The organism is Citrobacter sp. VF227, assembly GCF_052950715.1.
Genome location: NZ_JBRFVF010000006.1, coordinates 164,572 through 187,874, shown reverse-complemented (window position 1 = coordinate 187,874; position 23,303 = coordinate 164,572). Strand labels below are relative to the sequence as shown.

Here is a 23,303-nt window from a genome sequence, read left to right as displayed (position 1 = left end):
TTGCACATTCTCAAACGTCACGCCAAGAATTGAGTATTATTGTGCCAAGTTGTCGTGAAGGAACCCTCTATGAAGCAAATCCGTATGCTGGCGCAATATTACGTCGACCTGATGATGAAGTTGGGTCTGGTGCGCTTTTCGCTGCTATTAGCGCTGGCTCTGGTCGTGTTGGCAATTGTGGTGCAGATGGCTGTCACCATGGTGCTGCATGGTCAGGTAGAAAGTATTGATGTTATCCGTTCTATCTTTTTTGGTCTGTTAATTACCCCTTGGGCTGTCTACTTCCTGTCAGTGGTGGTGGAGCAACTCGAAGAGTCCCGACAACGCTTGTCACGACTGGTCCAAAAGCTGGAAGAGATGCGCGAGCGCGATCTCAAGCTCAATGTGCAGTTGAAAGATAATATTGCCCAGCTCAATCAGGAAATTGTTGAGCGCGAAAAAGCCGAAGCGGAGCGCCAGGATACGTTCGAGCAACTGAAGGTTGAAATCAAAGAGCGCGAAGAAGCGCAGATCCAGCTCGAGCAACAGTCTTCCTTTCTACGCTCTTTCCTTGATGCCTCGCCGGATCTGGTTTTTTATCGTAATGAAGATAAAGAATTTTCCGGCTGTAACCGTGCCATGGAACTGCTGACCGGCAAGAGCGAAAAGCAACTGGTGCATTTAAAACCGGCTGATGTTTACTCCCCTGAGGCGGCTGAAAAGGTAATTGAAACCGACGAGAAGGTATTCCGTCATAACGTCTCGCTCACCTACGAACAATGGCTGGACTACCCGGACGGGCGCAAAGCCTGCTTTGAAATTCGTAAAGTGCCGTACTATGACCGCGTAGGTAAGCGACATGGCCTGATGGGCTTTGGGCGAGATATTACCGAGCGTAAGCGTTATCAGGACGCACTTGAACGTGCCAGCCGTGATAAGACCACCTTCATTTCCACCATCAGCCACGAGCTGCGCACTCCGCTTAACGGTATTGTCGGCTTAAGCCGGATCCTGTTGGATACGGACCTGACTGCTGAGCAGGAAAAATACCTGAAAACCATTCATGTCTCTGCCGTGACGCTTGGAAATATTTTCAACGATATCATTGACATGGACAAGATGGAACGACGTAAAGTCCAGCTCGATAACCAACCTGTTGACTTCACCAGTTTTATGGCGGATCTGGAAAACCTCTCTGGCCTGCAGGCGCAGCAAAAAGGGCTGCGTTTTGTACTTGAGCCAACGTTACCGCTACCGCATAAGGTCATTACCGACGGCACGCGTTTGCGCCAGATTCTGTGGAATCTGATAAGCAACGCCGTGAAGTTTACACAGCAGGGGCAGGTGACCGTAAGGGCGCGCTATGACCAGGGCGATATGCTGCATTTCGAGGTTGAAGATTCTGGGATCGGCATTCCGCAGGATGAGCAGGATAAAATCTTCGCCATGTATTATCAGGTGAAGGACAGCAACGGTGGCAAACCGGCAACGGGAACCGGGATTGGACTGGCCGTATCGAAGCGTCTGGCGAAAAATATGGGCGGTGATATTACGGTCTCCAGCCAGGCTGGCAAAGGCTCGATCTTTACGCTGACCGTGCATGCGCCTGCGGTAGCGGAAGAGATAGAAGACGCCTTTGAAGACGATGACATGCCGCTGCCAGCCCTGAATGTGCTGCTGGTGGAAGACATTGAACTGAACGTTATTGTCGCGCGTTCTGTGCTGGAAAAACTGGGCAACAGTGTCGATGTCGCCATGACCGGGAAAGCCGCGCTGGAAATGTTCACGCCGGGCGAATATGACCTGGTGTTGCTGGATATTCAGCTACCGGATATGACCGGCCTGGATATCTCGCGCGAGCTGACGCAAAAATACCCACGTGAGGATCTGCCGCCGCTGGTTGCGCTCACCGCCAACGTCCTGAAAGATAAAAAAGAGTATCTGGACGCGGGAATGGACGACGTGCTGAGTAAGCCGCTGTCGGTTCCGGCGTTAACCGCCATGATCAAAAAATACTGGGATACCCGAAACAAAGAGGAGAGCACTGTGACATCTGAAGAGAGCAGTAAATCGCAAGCGCTGTTAGATATTCCTATGTTGGAACAATACCTCGAGCTGGTGGGACCGAAGTTAATTACCGACGGGCTGGCGGTGTTTGAGAAGATGATGCCGGGATATTTGAGCGTGCTGGAATCCAATCTGACCGCACGTGACAAAAAAGGCGTGGTTGAGGAAGGCCATAAAATTAAAGGTGCGACAGGTTCAGTGGGACTGCGCCACTTGCAACAGTTAGCTCAGCAAATCCAGTCGCCGGATCTCCCTGCTTGGGAAGATAACGTTGCTGAATGGATTGAAGAGATGAAGCAGGAGTGGCAGCACGACGTGGCAGTATTAAAAGCCTGGGTGGCGAGCGTGGAAAAAAAATGACCCCGGCTTGACCGGGGTGCGCGAATACTGCGCCAACACCAGGGAAATCGTGGCTGCGCCGTAAATTATTATCATTGTTTACAAGGGCGCAGCCCTAATTCTCAGGCCGCACGCAGTTAAGATAGCAAATCTTAAATAATTTGTTACATGAATCAGTTAAATGTGTGAAGCGTAGCATTTAAATCATAATAACTAATATGTTTCAGCCAGTTGAGAAAGGAGTATCACGATGAAAAAAGTGGGTGTAGTCCTCAGCGGATGCGGCGTGTACGACGGTGCAGAGATCCATGAAACTGTTCTCACGCTTCTGGCCATTGCCCGCAACGGCGCACAAGCCGTCTGCTTTGCTCCGGATAAACAACAAGCGGATGTGATTAATCATCTGACCGGCGAGCCGATGCAGGAAACGCGAAATGTGCTGATTGAAGCCGCACGTATAACACGTGGTGATATCCGCCCTCTCGCTCAGGCAGTCTCAACGGAACTGGACGCGTTGATAGTGCCAGGTGGGTTTGGCGCGGCCAAAAATCTGAGCAATTTTGCCAGCCAGGGCAGCGACTGCCGGGTTGATAGCGACTTAGCCGCGCTGGCGGTGGCCATGCATCAGGCGGGTAAGCCGCTGGGTTTTATGTGTATTGCGCCCGCCATGTTACCTAAAATTTTTGACTTCCCGCTGCGTCTGACCATCGGTACTGATATCGATACGGCAGAGGTGCTGGAAGAAATGGGCGCTGAACATGTTCCGTGTCCGGTTGATGACATTGTCGTCGATGAAGACAACAAAATTGTCACCACGCCCGCCTATATGCTGGCACAGGACATCGCTCAAGCCGCGAGCGGTATCGAGAAACTGGTCTCGCGTGTTCTGGTACTGGCTGAATGAAAAAAGGAGTTACCGCCTTTCTGCGACGTATCTTTCTGCGGGCGGTCATTGTCCTCGCCGTATTCTGGGGCGGGGGCATCGCACTTTTCAGCGTGATGCCTGTACCTTTCTCTGCGGTAATGGTTGAACGGCAACTGGGCGCATGGCTGTCCGGTGATTTTGGTTATGTGGCGCACTCGGACTGGGTGAGCATGGATGAGATCTCTGTGTGGATGGGACTGGCTGTCATTGCCGCAGAGGACCAGAAGTTTCCCGAGCACTGGGGATTCGATGTCTCCGCCATAGAGAAAGCGCTGGCGCACAACGAACGTAATGAAAACCGTATCCGCGGGGCGTCGACCTTATCGCAACAGACGGCAAAAAACCTCTTTCTGTGGGATGGGCGTAGCTGGGTGCGTAAAGGCCTCGAAGCCGGGCTTACGCTGGGTATGGAAACCGTCTGGAGCAAGAAACGTATTCTGACCGTTTACCTGAACATTGCTGAGTTTGGCGATGGGGTTTTCGGCGTGGAGGCGGCGGCGCAGCGCTATTTCCATAAGCCAGCCAGTCGGTTGAGTCTGTCTGAAGCGGCCTTGCTGGCGGCGGTATTGCCCAATCCTTTGCGTTTTAAGGCGAATGCGCCTTCTGGTTATGTGCGTAGCCGTCAGGCGTGGATTATGCGCCAAATGCGCCAGTTAGGCGGTGAGTCGTTCATGCGGGAAAATAAGCTGTATTAACGGGGTTATTGCCGGAAGAGGGCTTAAACGCCTTATCCGGCCTATTGGCCAGGTGCTGAAACGGTAACTCTGCACTCGACTAATCTTCGTCAAACCCTGAATTAAATAGCGCAATTACTGCTGCCAGGGCTTCAACTTCCTGTGGACCCGTGGCTTCGACTTCAATCTGACGCCCTTTAGCGGAATCCAGCATCAGCAGAGCGATAACGCTGTTTGCCTCGGCTTCCGTTCCTTCATCATTACGCAGCAAAACTTCTGCTTCAAAGCCCTGCATCAGTTCAAACAGTTTCATTGCTGGGCGGGCATGCATGCCCAGCTTGTTCGTGATTTCAACAGTTTGCTTCACGGTCATGATTTACGTTTTTCCAGCGTACGATGGCGTGACTGCACGTTTTTACCGCGTGAGCGGAAATAGTCTGCCAGCTGCTCTGCAATATACACCGAACGGTGTTTCCCGCCGGTACAGCCGATGGCTACGGTGAGGTAGCTGCGGTTGTTGGTTTCCAGCATGGGTAACCATAGCTCAAGATAGCTGCGCGTCTGGTAGATAAAATTGTGTACTTCTGTGTGCCTGTCGAGGAAGGCGGCGACGGGTCGGTCAAGACCGGTCATCGGGCGCAGCTTCGGATCCCAGTGTGGGTTAGGCAGGAAACGCACGTCAAACACGTAATCCGCGTCAATGGGAATGCCGTGTTTGAAACCAAAGGATTCGAATACCATCGTCAATTCGCGTTCGCGTTTGCCCAGCAGTCGGGTACGCAACATTTCCGCCAGTTCGTGCACGGACATTTCGGAGGTATCAACGATCAGGTCAGCGCGAGAGCGCAAGGGCTCCAGCAGGTCGCTTTCCTTATCGATAGCGCTTTCCAGAGATAAGTTCTTGCTGGAGAGTGGGTGCAGGCGACGCGTGTCGCTGTAGCGACGAATCAGGGTGTTCCGATCGGCGTCAAGGAACAGCAGCTGTGGTGAGAAGCCTTCAGGCAGATTGTTCATTGCCTGCTCGAAAATCTCCGGGGACTCAGGCATGTTGCGCACATCAATGCTGACGGCTGCAGAAATCTGGCGATCGGCCAGAGTACGAGCCAGATCGGGCAACAGCACTACGGGAAGGTTATCCACGCAGTAAAAACCCATATCTTCCAGCGCACGCAAGGCGACAGATTTGCCTGACCCCGAACGACCGCTGACGATCATCAGTACCATGTACTGTTTCTCCTCACAACGACAAAAAAGGATGCCATTGGGCTGTTATGCTTCATCCTGTCCACCTTCGGTGTCCGTGATGATTTGATACAACTCCTGGTCACTCTGTGCGGCGCGCAGGCGACGGCAGATTGTTTTATCTGCCAGACGTTTGGCGACCAGTGACAACGTATGCAAATGCGTCTTGGTTTGGTCCGCCGGTACCAGCAGAGCGAAAAGCAGATCGACGGGTTGATTATCGATGGCGTCAAAAGCGATAGGCGTTTCAAGTTGCACAAACACGCCCACTGCGCGCATCGTGTCTTCTTCGAGCTTTCCGTGCGGGATAGCAATACCATTCCCGATGCCGGTACTACCCATTTTTTCACGCGTTAAAATAGCTTCAAATACCAACTGAGAAGGCAAGCTGAGCTGCTTTGCCGCCAGTTCACTGATGATTTCCAGTGCGCGTTTCTTGCTTTGGCAGTGAACTGCCGCGCGTGTACATTCCTGGTTAAGAACATTGCTCAGTTGTAGAGTCGTATCGTTATTTGTCATAATTTCACCTAAGCGCTAACTGTACAAATGGCCTGTTGTGCTACACAACAGGCCGTCCTGCACCCGCTAACTGCCCGGACAAGTTAGTGCTGTTTCAGTTTATCTTTATGTTTTGTTAATTGCCGAGCCAGTTTATCAATTAAACCGTCAATGGCGGCGTACATATCCTGACCTTCCGCACTGGCATGAATTTCGCCACCGTTCACATGCAGTGTTGCGTCCGAGATATGTGTAACCTTCTCCACTTTCAACACAATATAGACCTGATTAATCCGGTCGAAATATTGTTCGAGCTTGGCGAATTTTGTATTAACAAAATCGCGCAGGGCTTCCGTGATTTCGACGTTGTTTCCAGTGATGTTGAGCTGCATAGTGTCTTCCTTATCGGTTGGGTCAGACCAGCTGTTTGCGCTGGTTAGACGGCGGAATGGATAAAGACTCTCGGTACTTCGCAACGGTGCGGCGTGCCACCATGATACCCTGTTCTGACAACATAGAGGTTAACTTGCTGTCGCTCAGCGGTTTCGCGGGGTTTTCCGCAGCAATTAATTTCTTCACCAGCGCACGGATCGCCGTGGATGAGGCTTCGCCTCCGCCTTCAGTGTTAACGTGACTGGAAAAGAAATACTTCAATTCAAAAATGCCGCGCGGACTGTGCAGATACTTTTGCGTGGTCACTCGGGAAATGGTCGATTCGTGCATCTCGACGGCCTGGGCGATATCCGCCAGCACCATCGGTTTCATAAACTCTTCGCCTTGCTCAAAGAAGGCTTGCTGCTGTTCAACGATGCAGCGGCTGACGCGCAGCAGCGTATCATTGCGGCTTTCCAGGCTTTTAATCAGCCACTTCGCATCCTGCAGATTACTACGAATAAACTGGCTGTCGGCATCGTTGCGCGCGCTGTTGCACATGGCGGCGTAGTGCTGGTTAATCTGCAGCCGTGGAATGCTGTCACCGTTGAGTTCGACCACCCAGCGATCGTTATGCTTACGCACCAGTACATCTGGAATGACGTACTCTGGCTCACCGGTCTGGATAGACTGCCCGGGTCTTGGGTCCAGAGACTGAATAAGGTTAACGGCCTCTTTCAGCACCTCTTCTTTCAGTCGGGTCACGCGCATTAGCGTGCGGAAGTCATGGTTGGCTAGCAGATCGAGGTGATCGCTGATGATCAGGGACGCTTCTTCCAGCCACGGCGTGGCTTTATCAAACTGTGAAAGTTGGATCAGTAAGCAGTCGCGGAGATCTTTGGCCGCTACGCCCACGGGATCAAAACGCTGAACGCGTTTAAGCACGGCTTCGATTTCATCCATACCGATGTCGTCATCGCCCATGCTTTCGAGAATATCGTCCAGAGTTACGGTGAGATAACCGGTTTCGTCTACCGCATCAACAATGGATGTCGCAATAGCGCGATCGGTATCTGAGAACGGGGTCAGCTCCACTTGCCACATCAGGTAATCCTGCAGCGATTGCGTGGTCTCACCCTGATACACAGGCAGTTCGTCGTCGATGTAATCCCCGCTGGTACCCGAAGGCGTACCGGCGGTGTAAATTTCATCCCAGCTGGCGTCAAGCGGCAGCTCTTCTGGCATCTCTTTTTGTTCAAGAGCATCTGCAGTGTCGAGTGATTCGCTGTCCTGTTTTTCCTGGGTATCAATTTCGTCGTGAAGATCGGTTTGCTCGAGCAGTGGGTTACTTTCCAGCGCTTGCTGAAGTTCTTGCTGAAGTTCCAGCGTGGACAGCTGCAACAGACGGATAGCCTGTTGTAGCTGAGGCGTCATCGCCAGTTGTTGGCTAAGCCTGAGTTGCAAACCTTGCTTCATGTTCAGAGTTTTTCTCTCCTGCGGTGACGTGAAGTCTTCTACCCTATCAGAGTCTGAAGTCTTCCCCAAGGTATACGCGCTTCACGTGCTCATCCTGCAGTATTTCTGTTGGCGTACCGTGCGCGATCAGGTGGCCCTGACTCACGATGTAGGCGCGCTCACACACTGCCAGCGTTTCGCGGACGTTGTGGTCGGTAATCAGCACGCCAAGCCCGCTGTCGCGCAGGTGTTCGATGATCCGTTTGATATCAATAACCGAAATCGGGTCAACACCGGCAAACGGTTCATCCAGCAGGATAAATTTCGGATTAGCGGCCAACGCGCGGGCGATCTCCACGCGGCGTCGTTCGCCACCGGATAGCGACTGTCCCATGCTGTCACGCAGGTGTTCGATGTGGAATTCTTCCATCAGTTCGTTGGCGCGATCTTCCCGCTGCTCGCTGGTCAGATCGTCACGAATCTGCAGCACCGCCATCAGGTTATCAAACACGCTCAAGCGGCGAAAAATTGACGCTTCCTGCGGTAAGTAGCCAATGCCGCGACGTGCGCGCGCATGCAAAGGCAGCAGGCTGATATCTTCGTCATCAATGATAATGTTGCCCGCATCGCGCGGGACAATGCCGACCACCATGTAAAAGGTCGTCGTCTTGCCCGCGCCGTTAGGACCGAGCAGACCGACTATCTCCCCGGAGTTGACGGTCAGACTGACATCTTCCACCACGCGGCGGCCTTTATAGGCTTTTGCAAGGTTCTTTGCAGTTAATGTTGCCATAACGAATCAGTTACCTTTTTTCTCTGCCGGAGCCTTGGCCTTGTTTTTGTCCTGCAACTGCGACGGAACCAGAACAGTGGTGACGCGCTTGCCTTTCTCGCTGAAGGCCTGCATTTTCTGCTCTTTTACCAGATAGGTGATCTTATCGCCGGTAATGTTGCTATCGAGTTGTTCCAGGTAGGCGTTACCGGTCAGGATGACGAGATCCTTCGCCAGTTCATAGTGCATGTGTGAGGCGCGACCTTTAACCGGTTTACCGTTGTCCTGCATCTGGTAGAAGGTTGCGGGATTACCGTAGCCATCAATAATCTCTTTGCCCTGTTCGCCACCAGGGCGGGTCACAACGACTTTATCGGCGTTAATTTTGATGGTGCCCTGAGTCATCACCACGTTGCCAGTAAAGGTGACAACATTGCCCTGCATATCGAGCGACTGCGTGTCAGACTCAATATGGATCGGCTGCTCGGTATCGCCGGTGACGGCAAATGCCGGAATGCTGGCGGCCAGAAGTGTGCTGGCAAGCATAAGGTTAAGGCTGAGTTTGTTTGTTTTGAATTTCATATGAGGTTCTAACCTTTTCAATCAGCTCGGCGTTCTTGCTGCGTAAGTTACCGCGCATCTTCAGTCCGCTGGAGTTAAATGTTGTGCCATATAACGTGACAAGATCATCGGAAGTGACGTCTTGTGTCACCAGGTTAATCTGCGCGTTATCGGTGGTAATTCTGCGTAGTTGAGAGTCAGGCACCAGAGCGTTGACTTCAACATGGCCGTACAGATACAGCATGCGATCGTTGGTCAATTTGGCTTTATCTGCCTTGATCGACCAGGTCGGTACTTTATCCTTATCAAACGTGGTTAATACCGGTTGAGTAAACCAGGAAACCGCTTGTTCTGAATAATATTCAACGTGTTGCGCGATCAAGTTATAGCTCAGCGCGCCTTCCGGGCTATACACGAGGGTATCAGTATGTTCGCTCTTATAGGTTGGCTCATTGTTATTGACGACAGCCTGAGTGGTGTCGTCTTTGTCTGCCAGATTAATACCAATCATCACAAGGACAGCCAGCGACAGTAGAATGATAACCCAACGTCTGGTTTTGCTCATATCGATTGCCCTTTGGCCTCGTCCAGTTTGCCCTGTGCCAGCAGTAATAAATCGCAGACTTCACGCACAGCGCCGCGTCCCCCGTCAATACGGGTGACATAATCTGCCCGCGGGATCAGCAAAGGGTGAGCATCCGCCACCGCCACGCTTAATCCCACTTGTGCCATCACCGGCCAGTCGATCAGATCGTCGCCAACGTAGGCGACATTTTCGGGCGCGACCGCCAGTTTGTTCAGTAGATCGCTAAAGGCGACCAGTTTATCTGACTGTCCCTGATACAGGTGCGTGATCCCCAATGTGGTACAGCGATCTTCTACAAGTTTAGCCTTTCGTCCGGTAATAATGGCAACCTCAATACCGGAAGTGAGCGCACAGCGAATGCCGTAACCATCGCGGACGTTAAATGCCTTCAGCTCTTCACCGTTATTACCCATATAAATCAGACCATCAGACAGCACGCCATCCACATCCAGGATCAGCAAACGGATGTTTTCTGCCCGGGTGATAACGTCTGCGCTGACGGGTCCATAACAGGTCGCAAGCGACGCACCTGCTTTACTCATTTTGTTTATCCTTGAGTTTCTTACACTACACCTGCACGCAGCAGATCATGCATATGTAACACACCGAGTAACTGGTCGCCATCAGCAACCATTACCGAGGTGATATGGCGGGACTGCATTAAGTTCAGGGCATCGACGGCAAGAATGCCCGGACGCACGCGAATGCCTCCTGGGGTCATCACATCGGCAATGCCTAACTGGCGGACATCAACGCCCATATCGAAGACGCGACGTAAATCGCCATCGGTAAAAATACCGTCAATCTTCATGGCATCATCGCAAATGACGGTCATGCCGAGATTTTTACGCGTGATTTCAACCAGAGCGTCACGCAGGCTAGCGCTTTTATTTACATGCGGGATCTCATCACCCGTATGCATAATATCGTTAACGCGCAGCAAAAGCTTACGGCCCAGAGCGCCGCCGGGATGAGATAACGCAAAATCTTCTGCAGTAAAGCCACGCGCTTTTAATAATGCCACGGCAAGCGCATCGCCCATCACCAGCGTTGCGGTCGTGCTGCTGGTCGGTGCCAGACCTAACGGGCAGGCTTCTTTAGGCACTTTAACACACAGATGCACATCTGCCGCACGCGCCATGCTGCTTTCCGGACGACCGGTCATGCAGATAAGCGGTACGTGAAGACGTTTTAACACAGGGATCAACGCCGCTATCTCATTGGATTCACCGGAATTAGAGATGGCGATGACCACATCCTGCGGCGAGACCATGCCCAGATCGCCATGTGCGGCTTCGCCAGGGTGTACGAAAAAAGAGGGCGTGCCGGTGCTGGCAAACGTGGCCGCCATTTTCCGCCCGATATGACCGGATTTCCCCATCCCCATCACCACAACCTTACCCGGGCAACTGAATATTTTTTCACAGGCGAGGGTAAAATTTTGGTTGATGTACTGATCAAGCTCCGCCAGGCCTTCACGTTCAATTGCCAGGACTTCCTTGCCTGCTTGCTGAAAGTCAAAACCCGGTTGCAACTCTAAGTGCGACATAATGCGTTTCCAGTTATCCAACGAGAATTGGCGATAACCAATACAGCATCGCCAGCCATATGATAAAACCGCTGGTCAGCAGCGCACCCGCACCGCGACCAATCTGGCGCGAACGTCGCCAGCAGAGTAATGCAAATATAACGCTCACCAGCAGCATAACGCTGTAGTCACGGACGAAGGCCATCGGATTGACCTCGCCCGGTGTAATCAAGGCGGGCAGCCCGAGCACGATAACAATATTAAAAATGTTCGCGCCGATAATGTTGCCGACGGCAATATCGTTTTCACCTTTACGCAGACCCGCAATCGCCGTTGCCAGTTCCGGCAGGCTGGTACCAATGGCGACTACCGTCAGCCCAATGGTGAGTTCGCTCATGGCGAAGTAGTTCGCCAGTACAGTAGCGTTATCCACTACCATACGCGTGGCCATTGGCATAATAATCAGCGCAATACCCAACCACAAAAATGCGACGGGTAGCCCGCCTTCGCGGGGAAGCTCAGCTACCTGCTCGCGGGTCAGGCTGTCATTGCCTTGTCGTTCGGCCAGACGGGCGATTTTAACAATGAATAGCAGCCATAGCACGGCCAGAAGCAGAAGAAAGAAACCGTCACTGCGGCTCAACTGCCCGTCATACAGAACTGATGCGGCTAAAATACTTACCAGCAACATTAGCGGTAATTCGCGACGCAGAACATCAGAATGCACGGTAAAAGGATGAATCAGCGCCGACAAGCCAAGAATAAGCAAGATGTTGGTGATGTTAGAGCCAATGGCGGTACCGACGGCTAAATCGAGTTGCCCGTTCATTGACGCGGCAACGGAGACGATGATCTCGGGTAACGATGTACCAATGCTGACCACGGTCATCCCGATAATGATGGGGGGAATACCGAAGTTTCGACATAAAATGGATGCGGCAAACACCAGACGGTCGGCGCCGTAGACCACCAGAAGTAAACCAATTATTAACAGCGCCGTCGCTAAAAGCATCTAAAGTCCTTTCTTCAGGTATACTCGCCGGTCCACTTGAAGGGTTTCTGGAAGCCGTAACGAAGTCTTAATTTTGACTTTATGCGGCTAAAAAGTAAAACAAATGCCAGCTTTCGCTAACCAGGACAGGCAATAATCTGTAAATATGTTGGGTTCAGGGCTAAATTGAGCGCCAAACTCTTCGATCAACGAGGCAATAGTAAAGGATGAATCAATGGGTCAGTCTGTGGCGAATCTAGTCGATATGCGCGATGTCAGCTTTTCCCGAGGTGACCGCTGCATCTTTGATAATATTTCCCTGACGGTGCCGCGTGGTAAGGTGACGGCGATCATGGGGCCATCAGGCATCGGCAAAACGACGCTGCTGCGTCTGATTGGCGGACAAATCTCCCCGAATAAGGGCGAGATCCTGTTTGACGGCGAAAACGTCCCAGCCATGTCCCGTTCGCGTTTATTTACCGTGCGTAAGCGTATGAGCATGCTGTTTCAGTCTGGTGCGCTGTTTACCGACATGAACGTGTTTGACAACGTCGCATATCCGTTGCGCGAACATACAACGCTACCTGCGCCGCTGTTGAAAAGCACGGTAATGATGAAACTCGAGGCCGTCGGGCTGCGGGGCGCGGCAAAATTAATGCCTTCTGAATTATCCGGTGGGATGGCGCGTCGCGCTGCGTTAGCGCGTGCTATCGCGCTGGAGCCTGACCTCATTATGTTTGATGAGCCGTTCGTTGGCCAGGATCCCATTACCATGGGCGTGCTGGTGAAGCTGATTTCAGAACTGAACAGCGCACTGGGCGTCACCTGTGTGGTGGTTTCTCATGATGTGCCAGAGGTGCTGAGTATTGCGGATTACGCCTATATAATGGCGGACAAAAAAATTGTGGCCTACGGTAGTGCTCAGGCGCTGCAAGAAAATGCCGATCCGCGAGTGCGTCAGTTCCTCGACGGCATTGCCGATGGACCGGTTCCGTTCCGTTACCCGGCGGGTGACTACCATATCGATTTACTCTAAACAGGGAGTTAAGCCACCCATGTTGTTAAATGCGCTGGCATCACTCGGACATCGGGGAATAAAAACCCTCAGGACGTTCGGGCGAGCCGGATTAATGTTGTTCAATGCGGTTGTCGGCAAACCGGAGTTTCGCAAACATGCGCCGCTGCTGATACGCCAGCTCTATAATGTCGGCGTCTTATCGATGCTGATCATTATTGTTTCAGGCGTGTTCATCGGTATGGTGCTGGGATTGCAGGGATACCTGGTGCTGACGACCTACAGTGCGGAAACCAGCCTCGGTATGCTGGTGGCGCTGTCATTGCTACGTGAGCTGGGGCCGGTGGTTGCGGCACTGTTGTTCGCTGGGCGGGCCGGTTCGGCCTTAACTGCAGAGATTGGTCTGATGCGAGCGACCGAGCAGCTTTCCAGTCTGGAAATGATGGCCGTCGATCCACTGCGCCGGGTGATCTCTCCACGTTTTTGGGCCGGTGTCATTTCATTGCCGCTGCTGACGATTATATTTGTCGCCGTGGGGATCTGGGGTGGTTCACTGGTTGGCGTAAGCTGGAAAGGTATTGATGCCGGCTTTTTCTGGTCGGCTATGCAAAATGCCGTCGACTGGCGTCTGGACCTGGTCAACTGTCTGATTAAGAGCGTGGTGTTCGCCATTACGGTCACATGGATTGCATTGTTCAATGGTTATGATGCGATCCCGACCTCTGCCGGGATTAGCCGGGCAACGACACGCACCGTTGTGCACGCCTCTCTTGCCGTTTTGGGGCTGGATTTTGTGCTGACCGCACTGATGTTTGGGAATTGAGTTCATGCAAACGAAAAAAAATGAAATTTGGGTCGGGTTATTCCTGCTGGTGGCGCTGTTGGCTGCGCTGTTTGTCTGCCTGAAGGCGGCGAACGTTACCTCCATGCGTACTGAACCGACTTATACGATTTATGCGACTTTTGATAACATCGGCGGCCTGAGAGAGCGTTCTCCGGTGCGGATTGGCGGGGTCGTCGTTGGACGCGTAGCGGACATCTCGTTAGATCCGAAAACGTACCTGCCGCGCGTGACGCTGGAAATCGAATCGCGTTTTAACCATATTCCTGACACCAGTTCTCTGAGCATCCGTACTTCCGGTCTGCTGGGCGAGCAGTATCTGGCACTGAACGTGGGTTTTGAAGATCCTGAGTTGGGAACGTCTATCCTCAAAGATGGCAGTACGATTCAGGACACGAAATCTGCGATGGTACTGGAGGATATGATTGGTCAGTTCCTTTACAACAGCAACAGTAAAGGTGACGACAATAAGAATTCTGGCGATGCGCCAGCCGCAACTGAAGGCAATAATGAAGCCACTACGCCTGCGGGCGCAACGAAATAATCTCAGGAGAATCGACGTATGTTTAAACGATTGATGATGGTGGCTATGCTTGTCATTGCCCCACTTAGCGCGGCAACCGCAGCGGACCAGACGAATCCGTATAAACTGATGAATGAGGCCGCGCAGAAGACGTTTGACCGTCTGAAGAACGAACAACCTAAAATTCGTTCCAACCCGGATTACCTGCGTCAGGTTGTCGATCAGGAACTGTTGCCTTATGTGCAGGTTAAATATGCTGGCGCGCTGGTACTGGGCCGTTACTACAAAGATGCCACTCCCGCTCAGCGTGACGCCTATTTCGCCGCATTCCGTGAATATCTGAAGCAGGCTTACGGTCAGGCGCTGGCGATGTACCATGGCCAGACCTATCAGATTGCCCCAGAGCAGCCGCTGGGCGATGCGACTATCGTTCCTATCCGCGTAACTATCATCGATCCAAACGGTCGTCCTCCGGTGCGTCTGGATTTCCAGTGGCGTAAAAATTCTCAGACCGGTAACTGGCAGGCGTATGACATGATTGCTGAAGGCGTAAGTATGATCACCACCAAACAAAATGAGTGGAGCGACCTGCTGCGTACGAAAGGTATTGATGGCCTGACTGCTCAGTTGAAATCAATTTCTCAGCAGAAAATTACTCTGGAAGAGAAAAAATAATGACGCAATCACTCACCTGGACGCGTGAAGGCGACAAGCTGGTGCTGGTGGGCGAGCTGGATCAGGACGTATTAAATCCATTATGGGATGCACGAGTTGAGGCGATGAAGGGAGTATCCTGCATCGACCTGAACCAGGTTTCCCGGGTCGATACCGGTGGTCTGGCATTACTGCTGCACTTGATTAATCAGGGCAAGCAGCAGGGGAACAGTGTTTCGCTCGCTGGCGTTAACGATAAAGTGTACACGCTGGCGCAGCTTTACAATTTGCCTGACGACGTTCTTCCGCGTTAATTTTTTCAGGCCGGATAAGGGCTTGTGCCGTCATCCGGTAACCCCTCTGCGAGGGATCTGCCTCTAAAGCCTTGTCTGATTTATCAGCGAGGCTTTTTGCTTATTTATGACAGCGCCACTTTGCTCTAAGATGTTGGGCTGTTTTCACTATCTGACGAATGAAGAGCCCATGGAAAATAATGAAATTCAGAGCGTGCTGATGAATGCACTCTCCCTCCAGGAAGTCCACGTTTCTGGCGACGGCAGTCACTTTCAGGTTATTGCCGTGGGTGAGATGTTTGAAGGCATGAGCCGGGTCAAGAAGCAGCAAACAGTCTATGGCCCGTTGATGGAGTACATTGCGGACAACCGCATTCATGCCGTGTCGATTAAGGCCTTTACCCCAGCAGAATGGGCGCGCGATCGCAAACTTAACGGTTTTTGAGCTACGGGTGATGTGCCGGTAGCGAAGATAAATTCTTAACAGAGAACAGAATAATGGATAAATTTCGTGTTCAGGGGCCAACCAAGCTCCAGGGCGAAGTCACAATTTCAGGCGCAAAAAATGCTGCACTGCCGATCCTGTTTGCGGCGCTGCTGGCTGAAGAACCTGTAGAGATCCAAAACGTCCCGAAACTTAAGGACGTTGACACCTCAATGAAGCTGCTGAGCCAGCTGGGTGCGAAAGTTGAACGTAATGGTTCGGTGCACATTGATGCGCGCGACGTGAACGTTTTCTGTGCGCCGTACGATCTGGTGAAAACCATGCGTGCGTCCATCTGGGCGCTCGGGCCGCTGGTTGCTCGCTTTGGCCAGGGCCAGGTTTCACTGCCGGGCGGCTGCACCATCGGTGCGCGTCCGGTTGACCTGCACATTACCGGTCTGGAGCAGTTAGGCGCGACAATCAAGCTCGAAGAAGGCTATGTGAAAGCGTCCGTTGATGGCCGCCTGAAAGGCGCGCACATCGTCATGGACAAAGTAAGCGTCGGTGCGACTGTTACTATCATGTGCGCAGCAACGCTTGCCGAAGGCACGACCATCATCGAAAACGCCGCACGTGAGCCGGAAATTGTCGATACCGCGAATTTCCTGATTGCGCTGGGTGCGAAGATCACCGGTCAGGGTACCGATCGCATTACTATCGAAGGCGTAGAACGTCTTGGTGGCGGCGTTTACCGCGTTCTGCCAGACCGTATCGAAACCGGTACCTTCCTGGTCGCAGCGGCAATTTCTCGTGGCAAAATCATCTGCCGTAATGCACAGCCAGACACGCTGGATGCCGTTCTGGCGAAGCTGCGTGATGCGGGGGCGGATATCGAAGTCGGCGACGACTGGATAAGCCTCGATATGCACGGTAAACGTCCGAAAGCGGTCAATGTGCGCACTGCGCCGCATCCGGCGTTCCCAACCGATATGCAGGCTCAGTTCACGCTGCTGAACCTGGTGGCAGAAGGGACGGGCTTCATCACGGAAACCGTGTTTGAGAATCGCTTTATGCATGTGCCTGAGCTGAGCCGTATGGGCGCTCATGCAGAAATCGAAAGCAATACTGTGATTTGCCACGGCGTGGAAACGCTCTCTGGCGCACAGGTTATGGCGACCGATCTGCGTGCATCCGCAAGCCTGGTCCTCGCAGGATGTATTGCTGAAGGGACGACGGTAGTCGACCGTATTTATCATATCGATCGCGGCTATGAGCGTATCGAAGATAAGCTGCGCGCGCTGGGCGCAAACATTGAGCGCGTGAAAGGCGAGTAATCGTCTACGTCTCTTGTAACCCCCAGTTCAGTTGGCCGGGGGTTACTGCTCAATGTTCATTCCGGATTCTGTTTCTCTCTGCGACTCCTCATCATCCGCGTTCTGTCAATGAACTCATGCGTTTTGGCATCGTGATAGCGTGACGGCCAAATCACCCAGGGATCAGTTCCCAGTGCCCGGGCGATAATCAACTCACCTTTTGGCCATGGCCTGGTTAACGCATTGGCCAGCGTTGATGAGCTCAACCCATTCTTACGTGATTCAGCGGCCATTGAGGTTCCTTTCTTGCGCAGTCCGGCGATGATGTCGGCCGGATGCCAGTCAATCAGCTTGCTTTCCATAAATTCATCTCTCCTTTGGTTAACGACTTACGGTTCCACGATCGGTTGTGGCAACACTATAACGCCCGGAGAATGAATGTTCTAAAATGTTCACTTAAAGAGCGTGTACATTCAGAATATATCAAGGTTATTTGTTGTTTTTAGGAAGGTTATATTTGGTATTGGAGTTTATAAGAACATCCCGTGCAAGGCACGGGATGATAAAGGAGGGGGCTGGAAGGAATTAACGGTCGCGCTGTACGGCGATATGCGCCAGACCAATCAGCGCTTCTCTCCACGGCGTATCTGGTAGCACCTGTAACGCAGCGATGGCTTTATCAGCCTCTTCTTCTGCACGTTGGCGAGTCCACTCCAGAGAACCACAGGCGTTCATCGCTTCCAGAACCGGCTCCAGAAGGTGACGGCCATTACCTTGCTCAATGGCCTGGCGGATCATTTGCGCTTGTTCTGGCGTACCGTGGCGCATGGCATGCAGCAGCGGCAGCGTAGGTTTGCCTTCGTTGAGGTCATCACCAACGTTTTTACCCAGTTGCTCGCCATCAGCGCTGTAATCCAGCAAATCGTCAATTAACTGGAAAGCTGTACCGAGATAACGGCCGTAATCCTGCAATCCTTTCTCTTGTTCTTCGCTGCAACCAGCCAGAATGCCAGAGCATTGGGCCGCTGCCTCAAACAAACGCGCGGTCTTACTGTAGATGACGCGCATATAGTTTTCTTCGGTGATGTCCGGATCGTTGACGTTCATCAACTGTAAGACTTCACCTTCGGCGATGACGTTGACCGCTTTCGACATGACTTCCAGCACTTTCAGCGAACCGAGGCTGGTCATCATCTGAAAAGCACGGGTATAGATAAAATCGCCGACCAGCACGCTGGCCGCATTACCAAAGGCCGCATTCGCCGTGGCTTTCCCGCGACGCATGTCAGATTCATCCACAACATCGTCGTGTAACAGGGTCGCGGTGTGGATAAACTCGATCAGGGCCGCAATCGTAACGTGTGCATTTTCCTGGTAGCCAACGGCACGCGCGGCGAGTACGGCGATCATTGGGCGAATGCGTTTTCCGCCGCCGCTAACGATGTAGTACCCCAGTTGATTGATCAACTGGACGTCGGAATTGAGCTGTTCAAGGATTGTCGCATTGACCCCCGCCATATCTTGCGCGGTTAACTCATTGATTTTTTCTAAATTCATCGCAAAAGCCGGGCTTCTCGCCCCGATTACCTTACTGTATGAAAAGGTAACGTCGGGTTTAGGGTTATAAATATATGCTGATTGTACTGAAAAAACGCCGTAGATAAACGTTACCGTACGTGTTGTGTTTTTTTTCTTCATGTATTGACGGTAGCACTTGTCAAAGGCTCGCGTTTTGCGTAATATTCGCGCCCTATTGTGAATATTTATAGCGCACTCTGAATCATCAAAAAGGTGTGCGCGGAAGCGGAGTTTTTTATGTACGCGGTTTTCCAAAGTGGTGGTAAACAACACCGAGTAAGCGAAGGTCAGACCGTTCGCCTGGAAAAGCTGGACATCGCAACTGGCGAATCTGTTGAATTCGCTGAAGTTCTGATGATCGCAAACGGTGAAGAAGTCAAAATCGGCGTTCCTTTCGTTGATGGCGGCGTTATCAAAGCTGAAGTTGTTGCTCACGGTCGTGGCGAGAAAGTTAAAATTGTTAAGTTTCGTCGTCGTAAACACTACCGTAAGCAGCAGGGCCATCGTCAGTGGTTCACTGATGTGAAAATCACTGGCATCAGCGCTTAAGTTAAGGGGAGCAGATTAAATGGCACATAAAAAGGCTGGCGGCTCGACTCGTAACGGTCGCGATTCAGAAGCTAAACGTCTGGGCGTAAAACGCTTCGGCGGTGAAACAGTTCTGGCTGGTAGCATCATCGTTCGTCAACGTGGTACTAAATTCCACGCTGGCTCCAACGTTGGTTGCGGCAAAGACCACACTCTGTTTGCTAAAGCAGACGGTAAAGTGAAATTTGAAGTGAAAGGCCCGAAAAACCGTAAATTCATCAGCATCGTTGCTGAATAAGTTTTTCGCGTCCCGGTAACGGATAAAAGCCCCGCAACACGTTGCGGGGCTTTTTACATTCGACGGCCGGTAAATACGCTCGTCGCGCCGTGACAACCCGGAAACGAGCCCTTGCAGGGAATACGGTATGAAGCAGCAGGCAGGCATTGGTATTCTGTTAGCACTCACAACGGCAGTATGTTGGGGGGCTTTGCCAATAGCAATGAAGCAAGTGCTGGAGGTGATGGAGCCTCCTACCGTGGTGTTTTACCGTTTTTTAATGGCAAGTATTGGCCTTGGCGCTATTCTTGCGGTTAAAAAAAAGCTCCCTCCATTGCGTATTTTTCGCAAAGCGCGTTGGCTGGTACTGCTGGCTATCGCTACCGGTGGGCTGTTCGGTAACTTCATTCTGTTTAGTTCATCCTTGCAATATTTGAGCCCAACGGCTTCGCAGGTTATCGGTCAACTGTCACCGGTTGGTATGATGATCGCCAGCGTCTTTATCCTGAAAGAAAAGATGCGCGGCACGCAGGTGATTGGCGCCATTATGCTTCTGAGCGGACTGGTCCTGTTTTTTAATACTAGTCTGATCGAAATTTTTACCCGGCTCACCGATTACACCTGGGGCGTTATCTTTGGTGTCGGTGCGGCAATGGTTTGGGTGAGCTATGGGGTCGCGCAAAAGGTGTTATTGCGTCGGCTGGCATCACCGCAGATCCTGTTTTTGCTGTACACTTTATGTACGATTGCGTTATTGCCGCTGGCTAAACCCGGTGTCATCACGCAGCTCAGCGACTGGCAGCTGGCATGCCTTGTATTCTGCGGCCTGAATACGCTGGTAGGATACGGTGCTCTCGCGGAAGCGATGGCGCGTTGGCAGGCGGCGCAGGTGAGTGCCATTATTACGCTCACACCGCTGTTTACGTTGTTATTTTCAGATTTATTATCACTGGCCTGGCCCGATTTCTTCGCCAGACCGATGCTAAACCTATTAGGTTATCTCGGTGCGTTTATCGTGGTTGCGGGCGCGATGTATTCCGCCATTGGTCATCGAATTTGGGGCGGTTTACGTAAGCATGAAACGGTGGTTTCGCAACCCCGCTCAGGCGAATGATTTACGGAGAGTAAAATGAAGTTTGTTGATGAAGCATCGATTCTGGTCGTTGCAGGTGATGGCGGTAATGGTTGCGTCAGTTTCCGCCGCGAAAAATACATCCCAAAAGGCGGTCCGGACGGTGGTGACGGCGGTGATGGCGGTGACGTTTGGCTGGAAGCCGACGAGAACCTGAACACGCTGATTGATTACCGTTTTGAAAAATCATTCCGTGCGGAACGTGGTCAGAATGGCGCGAGTCGTGATTGCACCGGTAAGCGTGGTAAAGATGTCACGATTAAAGTGCCTGTCGGTACACGTGTTATCGACCAGGGCACGGGCGAAACCATGGGTGACATGACTAAACATGGTCAGCGTCTGATGGTCGCTAAAGGCGGCTGGCACGGTCTGGGTAACACCCGTTTCAAATCCTCGGTCAACCGTACTCCGCGTCAGAAAACAATGGGGACGCCGGGCGATAAGCGCGATCTGATGCTCGAGCTGATGCTGTTGGCAGACGTGGGTATGCTGGGTATGCCAAACGCCGGTAAATCGACGTTTATCCGTGCAGTATCTGCGGCGAAGCCGAAAGTCGCTGATTATCCGTTCACCACCCTGGTACCAAGCCTGGGTGTAGTGCGTATGGACAATGAAAAGAGCTTCGTGGTTGCCGATATCCCGGGGCTTATTGAAGGTGCGGCTGAAGGCGCTGGTCTGGGCATCCGCTTCCTGAAACATCTGGAACGTTGCCGCGTGTTGCTGCACCTCATCGATATCGATCCGATTGACGGTTCCGATCCGGTAGAAAACGCCCGTATCATTATTGGCGAACTGGAAAAATACAGTCAGGATCTGGCGTCTAAACCGCGCTGGTTAGTGTTCAACAAAATTGATTTGATGGACAAGTCTGAAGCGGAAGAGAAAGCGAAAGCGATCGCCGAAGCGTTGGGCTGGGAAGGTAAATATTATCTGATCTCTGCCGCCAGCCAGCTGGGCGTGAAGGATCTTTGCTGGGATGTGATGACCTTTATCATCGAGAACCCGATTGTTCAGGCTGAAGAAGCGAAACAGCCAGAGAAAGTTGAGTTCATGTGGGATGATTACCATCGCCAGCAGCTCGCTGAAGTCGAAGACGAAGCGGAAGATGACTGGGATGACGATTGGGACGAAGACGACGAAGAAGGCGTTGAGTTCATCTACAAGCGTTAATCGCATTAAAAACCCCGGCCATGCTGCCGGGGTTTTTGTTTCCAGTTTGCGTAGGCCGGATAAGCGCAAGCGCCATCCGCCATCTTCAAAATCTAGTTATTCTGATAAATGTCCTTGTACAACCGGCTCTCGAAGCGTACTAGCGGAATTCGGCGATTACGTTGGTCAGCCGGCTCTACCGCATAACCAGACAAATACTGCACAAATGCCATACGTTGACCGCTTGCCGTAGTGATAAAGCCCGCAAGGTTATAGACCCCCTGCAAAGAGCCTGTCTTCGCCGATACTTTGCCATCCACACCAGCCTGATGCAGACCCGCACGATATTGCAAAGAGCCATCATGGCCCGCCAGCGGCAACATGGTGATAAAGTTCAACTCGTTATCGTGCTGAGCAATATATTGCAGTACCTGCATCATGGTCGCAGGAGCAATCAGGTTATGGCGGGAGAGTCCAGAACCATCGGCAATAATCGTGTTGCCGATATCAACGCCCGCTTGCTGACGCAAAATCTGGCGTACGGCATCAGAACCTGCTCGCCAGGTGCCCGGCACGTTAAATCGCGCATGACCAATCATGCGGAAAACGGTATCGGCAATCATGTTGTCCGATTTTTTCAGCATAATCTTAAGCAGGTCATGCAGCGGCGCTGACTGCTTACTGGCGACCACGGTTCCCGGTGTGTTGACCTGCGTCTGGCGCAGCAGAGTACCGCTGTAAGTGATCCCTGCTTGTTTTAGCTCATCTTTGAGAATCGCCCCGGCATAACTGGCGCCGTCCTGAATGGCGAACGCCAGCGGCAGCGGATCGGCACGTTGTGGCAGACATCCGGTCAACGTAAAGCGGTTGAGATCGCCAGGCACCACGTCCAGTTCACAATATTGCGCTTCGGCAGAGCCTCGAGCGAGAGTTCGCACCTGGCTGAACATGGTGACCGGGTAATAAGATGCCACGCGGATAAACGCGAGATCGTTAGGTTTTTGCGCGCTGTAGAGTGAAACAGAGAAACAGTTACGATCGACAATGGCTGCTGCGGGCGGCGCGCTAAAACACTGCGTCATGTCGTTCCAGGGCCAGCCAGGAGCTTTATCATGACTGGCGAAAATAGAGGTATCGATCAGGACATTTCCGGCAATTTGCGTCACGCCTGATTTTTTCAGGGTTGCCACCATATTGCGGATATCCTGACGTTTTAGCGTCGGATCGGCACCAAATCGCGCCACTAAGTCACCTTTTAATACCCCGCCTTCCACGTTGCCTTTTGTCTCAAGCGTGGTGGTAAAACGAAAGTCAGGCCCGAGCTGAATCAATGCCGCCAGCGCGGTGATCACTTTCTGGGTACTGGCGGGGAGTGCCATCTGCTGGCTATGAAAATCAATAGCAGGAGCAGGTGCGCCAACCTTCTGTACCATGAGGGCGAGGTTGGCTCCGGCAGGGAGCTGATTGATATACTCGTCGACGTTCGCGGCCTGAACGCTGAACGCTATACTGGCAGTCAATCCAATGGTAAATCTGGAAAATCGCATAATCTCGCGCTAACAACCTGGAAACAGGCCGTCATACTAC

28 protein-coding genes are annotated in these 23,303 nt (G+C 52.2%); 14 read left to right on the top strand and 14 right to left on the bottom strand.

The annotated features are described in order from the left end of the window. Positions 1–69: 69 nt before the first annotated feature. The 3 genes from arcB to mtgA all read left to right on the top strand — a co-directional run bounded on the left by arcB (position 70) and on the right by mtgA (position 4,005). A complete protein-coding gene (gene arcB / locus ACU8YC_RS18665) occupies positions 70–2,406 on the top strand; it encodes an aerobic respiration two-component sensor histidine kinase ArcB (RefSeq protein WP_446895640.1) in 2,337 nt (778 codons plus the stop codon). A gap of 229 nt (positions 2,407–2,635) precedes the next feature. Next, the gene (elbB, locus tag ACU8YC_RS18660) at positions 2,636–3,289 is read left to right on the top strand and encodes an isoprenoid biosynthesis glyoxalase ElbB (RefSeq protein ID WP_151217873.1); all 654 of its coding nucleotides are present in this window, start codon (positions 2,636–2,638) and stop codon (positions 3,287–3,289) included. Continuing rightward, positions 3,286–4,005 (top strand): monofunctional biosynthetic peptidoglycan transglycosylase, encoded by a 720-nt coding sequence (gene mtgA / locus ACU8YC_RS18655; protein WP_151217872.1) that lies wholly within the window; start codon positions 3,286–3,288, stop codon positions 4,003–4,005. The genes elbB and mtgA overlap by 4 nt, the downstream gene beginning before the upstream one ends. 79 nt (positions 4,006–4,084) lie before the next feature. On the opposite strand, the gene npr is transcribed toward mtgA, so the two are convergent. The 11 genes from npr to ACU8YC_RS18600 form a co-directional block, all read right to left on the bottom strand. Beyond that, a complete protein-coding gene (npr, locus tag ACU8YC_RS18650; protein WP_003828770.1) occupies positions 4,085–4,357 on the bottom strand; it encodes a PTS phosphocarrier protein NPr in 273 nt (90 codons plus the stop codon). Then, the gene (rapZ, locus tag ACU8YC_RS18645) at positions 4,354–5,208 is read right to left on the bottom strand and encodes an RNase adapter RapZ (protein ID WP_003025085.1); all 855 of its coding nucleotides are present in this window, start codon (positions 5,206–5,208) and stop codon (positions 4,354–4,356) included. The genes npr and rapZ overlap by 4 nt, the downstream gene beginning before the upstream one ends. A gap of 45 nt (positions 5,209–5,253) precedes the next feature. Then, positions 5,254–5,745 carry a PTS IIA-like nitrogen regulatory protein PtsN gene (ptsN, locus tag ACU8YC_RS18640; RefSeq protein ID WP_151217871.1) on the bottom strand — a complete coding sequence of 164 codons (492 nt, stop codon included), beginning with the start codon at positions 5,743–5,745 and terminating at the stop codon, positions 5,254–5,256. An 83-nt stretch (positions 5,746–5,828) separates the two neighbouring features. Next, positions 5,829–6,116, bottom strand: a complete 288-nt coding sequence (gene hpf, locus ACU8YC_RS18635; RefSeq protein WP_003025078.1) for a ribosome hibernation promoting factor — start codon at positions 6,114–6,116, stop codon at positions 5,829–5,831. Between the two features lie 22 nt (positions 6,117–6,138). Then, entirely contained in the window at positions 6,139–7,572 is a 1,434-nt protein-coding gene (gene rpoN / locus ACU8YC_RS18630; protein WP_151217870.1) for an RNA polymerase factor sigma-54, read from the bottom strand. Positions 7,573–7,618: 46 nt separating this feature from the next. Beyond that, positions 7,619–8,344 carry an LPS export ABC transporter ATP-binding protein gene (gene lptB / locus ACU8YC_RS18625; RefSeq protein ID WP_003025073.1) on the bottom strand — a complete coding sequence of 242 codons (726 nt, stop codon included), beginning with the start codon at positions 8,342–8,344 and terminating at the stop codon, positions 7,619–7,621. Between the two features lie 6 nt (positions 8,345–8,350). After that, positions 8,351–8,905 (bottom strand): lipopolysaccharide ABC transporter substrate-binding protein LptA, encoded by a 555-nt coding sequence (gene lptA / locus ACU8YC_RS18620; protein WP_151217869.1) that lies wholly within the window; start codon positions 8,903–8,905, stop codon positions 8,351–8,353. Continuing rightward, on the bottom strand, positions 8,874–9,449 hold the full coding sequence (gene lptC, locus ACU8YC_RS18615) for an LPS export ABC transporter periplasmic protein LptC (protein WP_151217868.1): 576 nt from the start codon (positions 9,447–9,449) through the stop codon (positions 8,874–8,876). Before lptC ends, lptA begins: the two co-directional genes overlap by 32 nt. Beyond that, entirely contained in the window at positions 9,446–10,012 is a 567-nt protein-coding gene (gene kdsC / locus ACU8YC_RS18610; protein WP_151217867.1) for a 3-deoxy-manno-octulosonate-8-phosphatase KdsC, read from the bottom strand. Before kdsC ends, lptC begins: the two co-directional genes overlap by 4 nt. Before the next feature lie 20 nt (positions 10,013–10,032). Next, entirely contained in the window at positions 10,033–11,019 is a 987-nt protein-coding gene (gene kdsD / locus ACU8YC_RS18605; RefSeq protein ID WP_151224428.1) for an arabinose-5-phosphate isomerase KdsD, read from the bottom strand. 13 nt (positions 11,020–11,032) lie between these two features. Next, positions 11,033–12,010, bottom strand: a complete 978-nt coding sequence (locus ACU8YC_RS18600; RefSeq protein WP_187253328.1) for a calcium/sodium antiporter — start codon at positions 12,008–12,010, stop codon at positions 11,033–11,035. A 214-nt stretch (positions 12,011–12,224) separates the two neighbouring features. Here ACU8YC_RS18600 and mlaF point away from each other — a divergent pair, with 214 nt between their 5' ends. From mlaF to murA, 7 genes are all read left to right on the top strand, one after another. Then, complete coding sequence (gene mlaF, locus ACU8YC_RS18595; RefSeq protein WP_187253327.1) at positions 12,225–13,025, top strand: phospholipid ABC transporter ATP-binding protein MlaF; 801 nt, start codon at positions 12,225–12,227, stop codon at positions 13,023–13,025. A 19-nt stretch (positions 13,026–13,044) separates the two neighbouring features. Continuing rightward, a complete protein-coding gene (gene mlaE / locus ACU8YC_RS18590; protein WP_003025053.1) occupies positions 13,045–13,827 on the top strand; it encodes a lipid asymmetry maintenance ABC transporter permease subunit MlaE in 783 nt (260 codons plus the stop codon). A 4-nt stretch (positions 13,828–13,831) separates the two neighbouring features. Continuing rightward, on the top strand, positions 13,832–14,389 hold the full coding sequence (gene mlaD / locus ACU8YC_RS18585; protein ID WP_151217865.1) for an outer membrane lipid asymmetry maintenance protein MlaD: 558 nt from the start codon (positions 13,832–13,834) through the stop codon (positions 14,387–14,389). An 18-nt stretch (positions 14,390–14,407) separates the two neighbouring features. After that, complete coding sequence (gene mlaC / locus ACU8YC_RS18580) at positions 14,408–15,043, top strand: phospholipid-binding protein MlaC (protein WP_043017796.1); 636 nt, start codon at positions 14,408–14,410, stop codon at positions 15,041–15,043. After that, the gene (mlaB, locus tag ACU8YC_RS18575; RefSeq protein WP_005121315.1) at positions 15,043–15,336 is read left to right on the top strand and encodes a lipid asymmetry maintenance protein MlaB; all 294 of its coding nucleotides are present in this window, start codon (positions 15,043–15,045) and stop codon (positions 15,334–15,336) included. Before mlaC ends, mlaB begins: the two co-directional genes overlap by 1 nt. A gap of 169 nt (positions 15,337–15,505) precedes the next feature. Then, the gene (gene ibaG, locus ACU8YC_RS18570; protein ID WP_151217864.1) at positions 15,506–15,760 is read left to right on the top strand and encodes a BolA family iron metabolism protein IbaG; all 255 of its coding nucleotides are present in this window, start codon (positions 15,506–15,508) and stop codon (positions 15,758–15,760) included. Between the two features lie 53 nt (positions 15,761–15,813). After that, positions 15,814–17,073, top strand: a complete 1,260-nt coding sequence (murA, locus tag ACU8YC_RS18565) for a UDP-N-acetylglucosamine 1-carboxyvinyltransferase (protein WP_003839949.1) — start codon at positions 15,814–15,816, stop codon at positions 17,071–17,073. Between the two features lie 56 nt (positions 17,074–17,129). On the opposite strand, the gene sfsB is transcribed toward murA, so the two are convergent. Beyond that, the gene (gene sfsB / locus ACU8YC_RS18560; protein ID WP_151217863.1) at positions 17,130–17,414 is read right to left on the bottom strand and encodes a DNA-binding transcriptional regulator SfsB; all 285 of its coding nucleotides are present in this window, start codon (positions 17,412–17,414) and stop codon (positions 17,130–17,132) included. 223 nt (positions 17,415–17,637) lie between these two features. After that, positions 17,638–18,609, bottom strand: coding sequence for an octaprenyl diphosphate synthase (gene ispB, locus ACU8YC_RS18555; RefSeq protein ID WP_003025033.1), 972 nt, complete (start codon positions 18,607–18,609; stop codon positions 17,638–17,640). Between the two features lie 258 nt (positions 18,610–18,867). Here ispB and rplU point away from each other — a divergent pair, with 258 nt between their 5' ends. From rplU to cgtA, 4 genes are all read left to right on the top strand, one after another. Next, a complete protein-coding gene (gene rplU / locus ACU8YC_RS18550; protein WP_003025032.1) occupies positions 18,868–19,179 on the top strand; it encodes a 50S ribosomal protein L21 in 312 nt (103 codons plus the stop codon). Positions 19,180–19,198: 19 nt separating this feature from the next. Beyond that, a complete protein-coding gene (gene rpmA / locus ACU8YC_RS18545) occupies positions 19,199–19,456 on the top strand; it encodes a 50S ribosomal protein L27 (RefSeq protein ID WP_003025030.1) in 258 nt (85 codons plus the stop codon). Positions 19,457–19,583: 127 nt separating this feature from the next. Further along, on the top strand, positions 19,584–20,549 hold the full coding sequence (locus ACU8YC_RS18540) for a DMT family transporter (protein ID WP_003025028.1): 966 nt from the start codon (positions 19,584–19,586) through the stop codon (positions 20,547–20,549). Between the two features lie 15 nt (positions 20,550–20,564). Further along, positions 20,565–21,737 (top strand): Obg family GTPase CgtA, encoded by a 1,173-nt coding sequence (gene cgtA, locus ACU8YC_RS18535; RefSeq protein ID WP_151224426.1) that lies wholly within the window; start codon positions 20,565–20,567, stop codon positions 21,735–21,737. 92 nt (positions 21,738–21,829) lie between these two features. Here cgtA and dacB read toward each other — a convergent pair whose 3' ends face one another. Then, the gene (gene dacB, locus ACU8YC_RS18530; protein ID WP_151224425.1) at positions 21,830–23,263 is read right to left on the bottom strand and encodes a serine-type D-Ala-D-Ala carboxypeptidase; all 1,434 of its coding nucleotides are present in this window, start codon (positions 23,261–23,263) and stop codon (positions 21,830–21,832) included. Positions 23,264–23,303 lie beyond the last annotated feature (40 nt).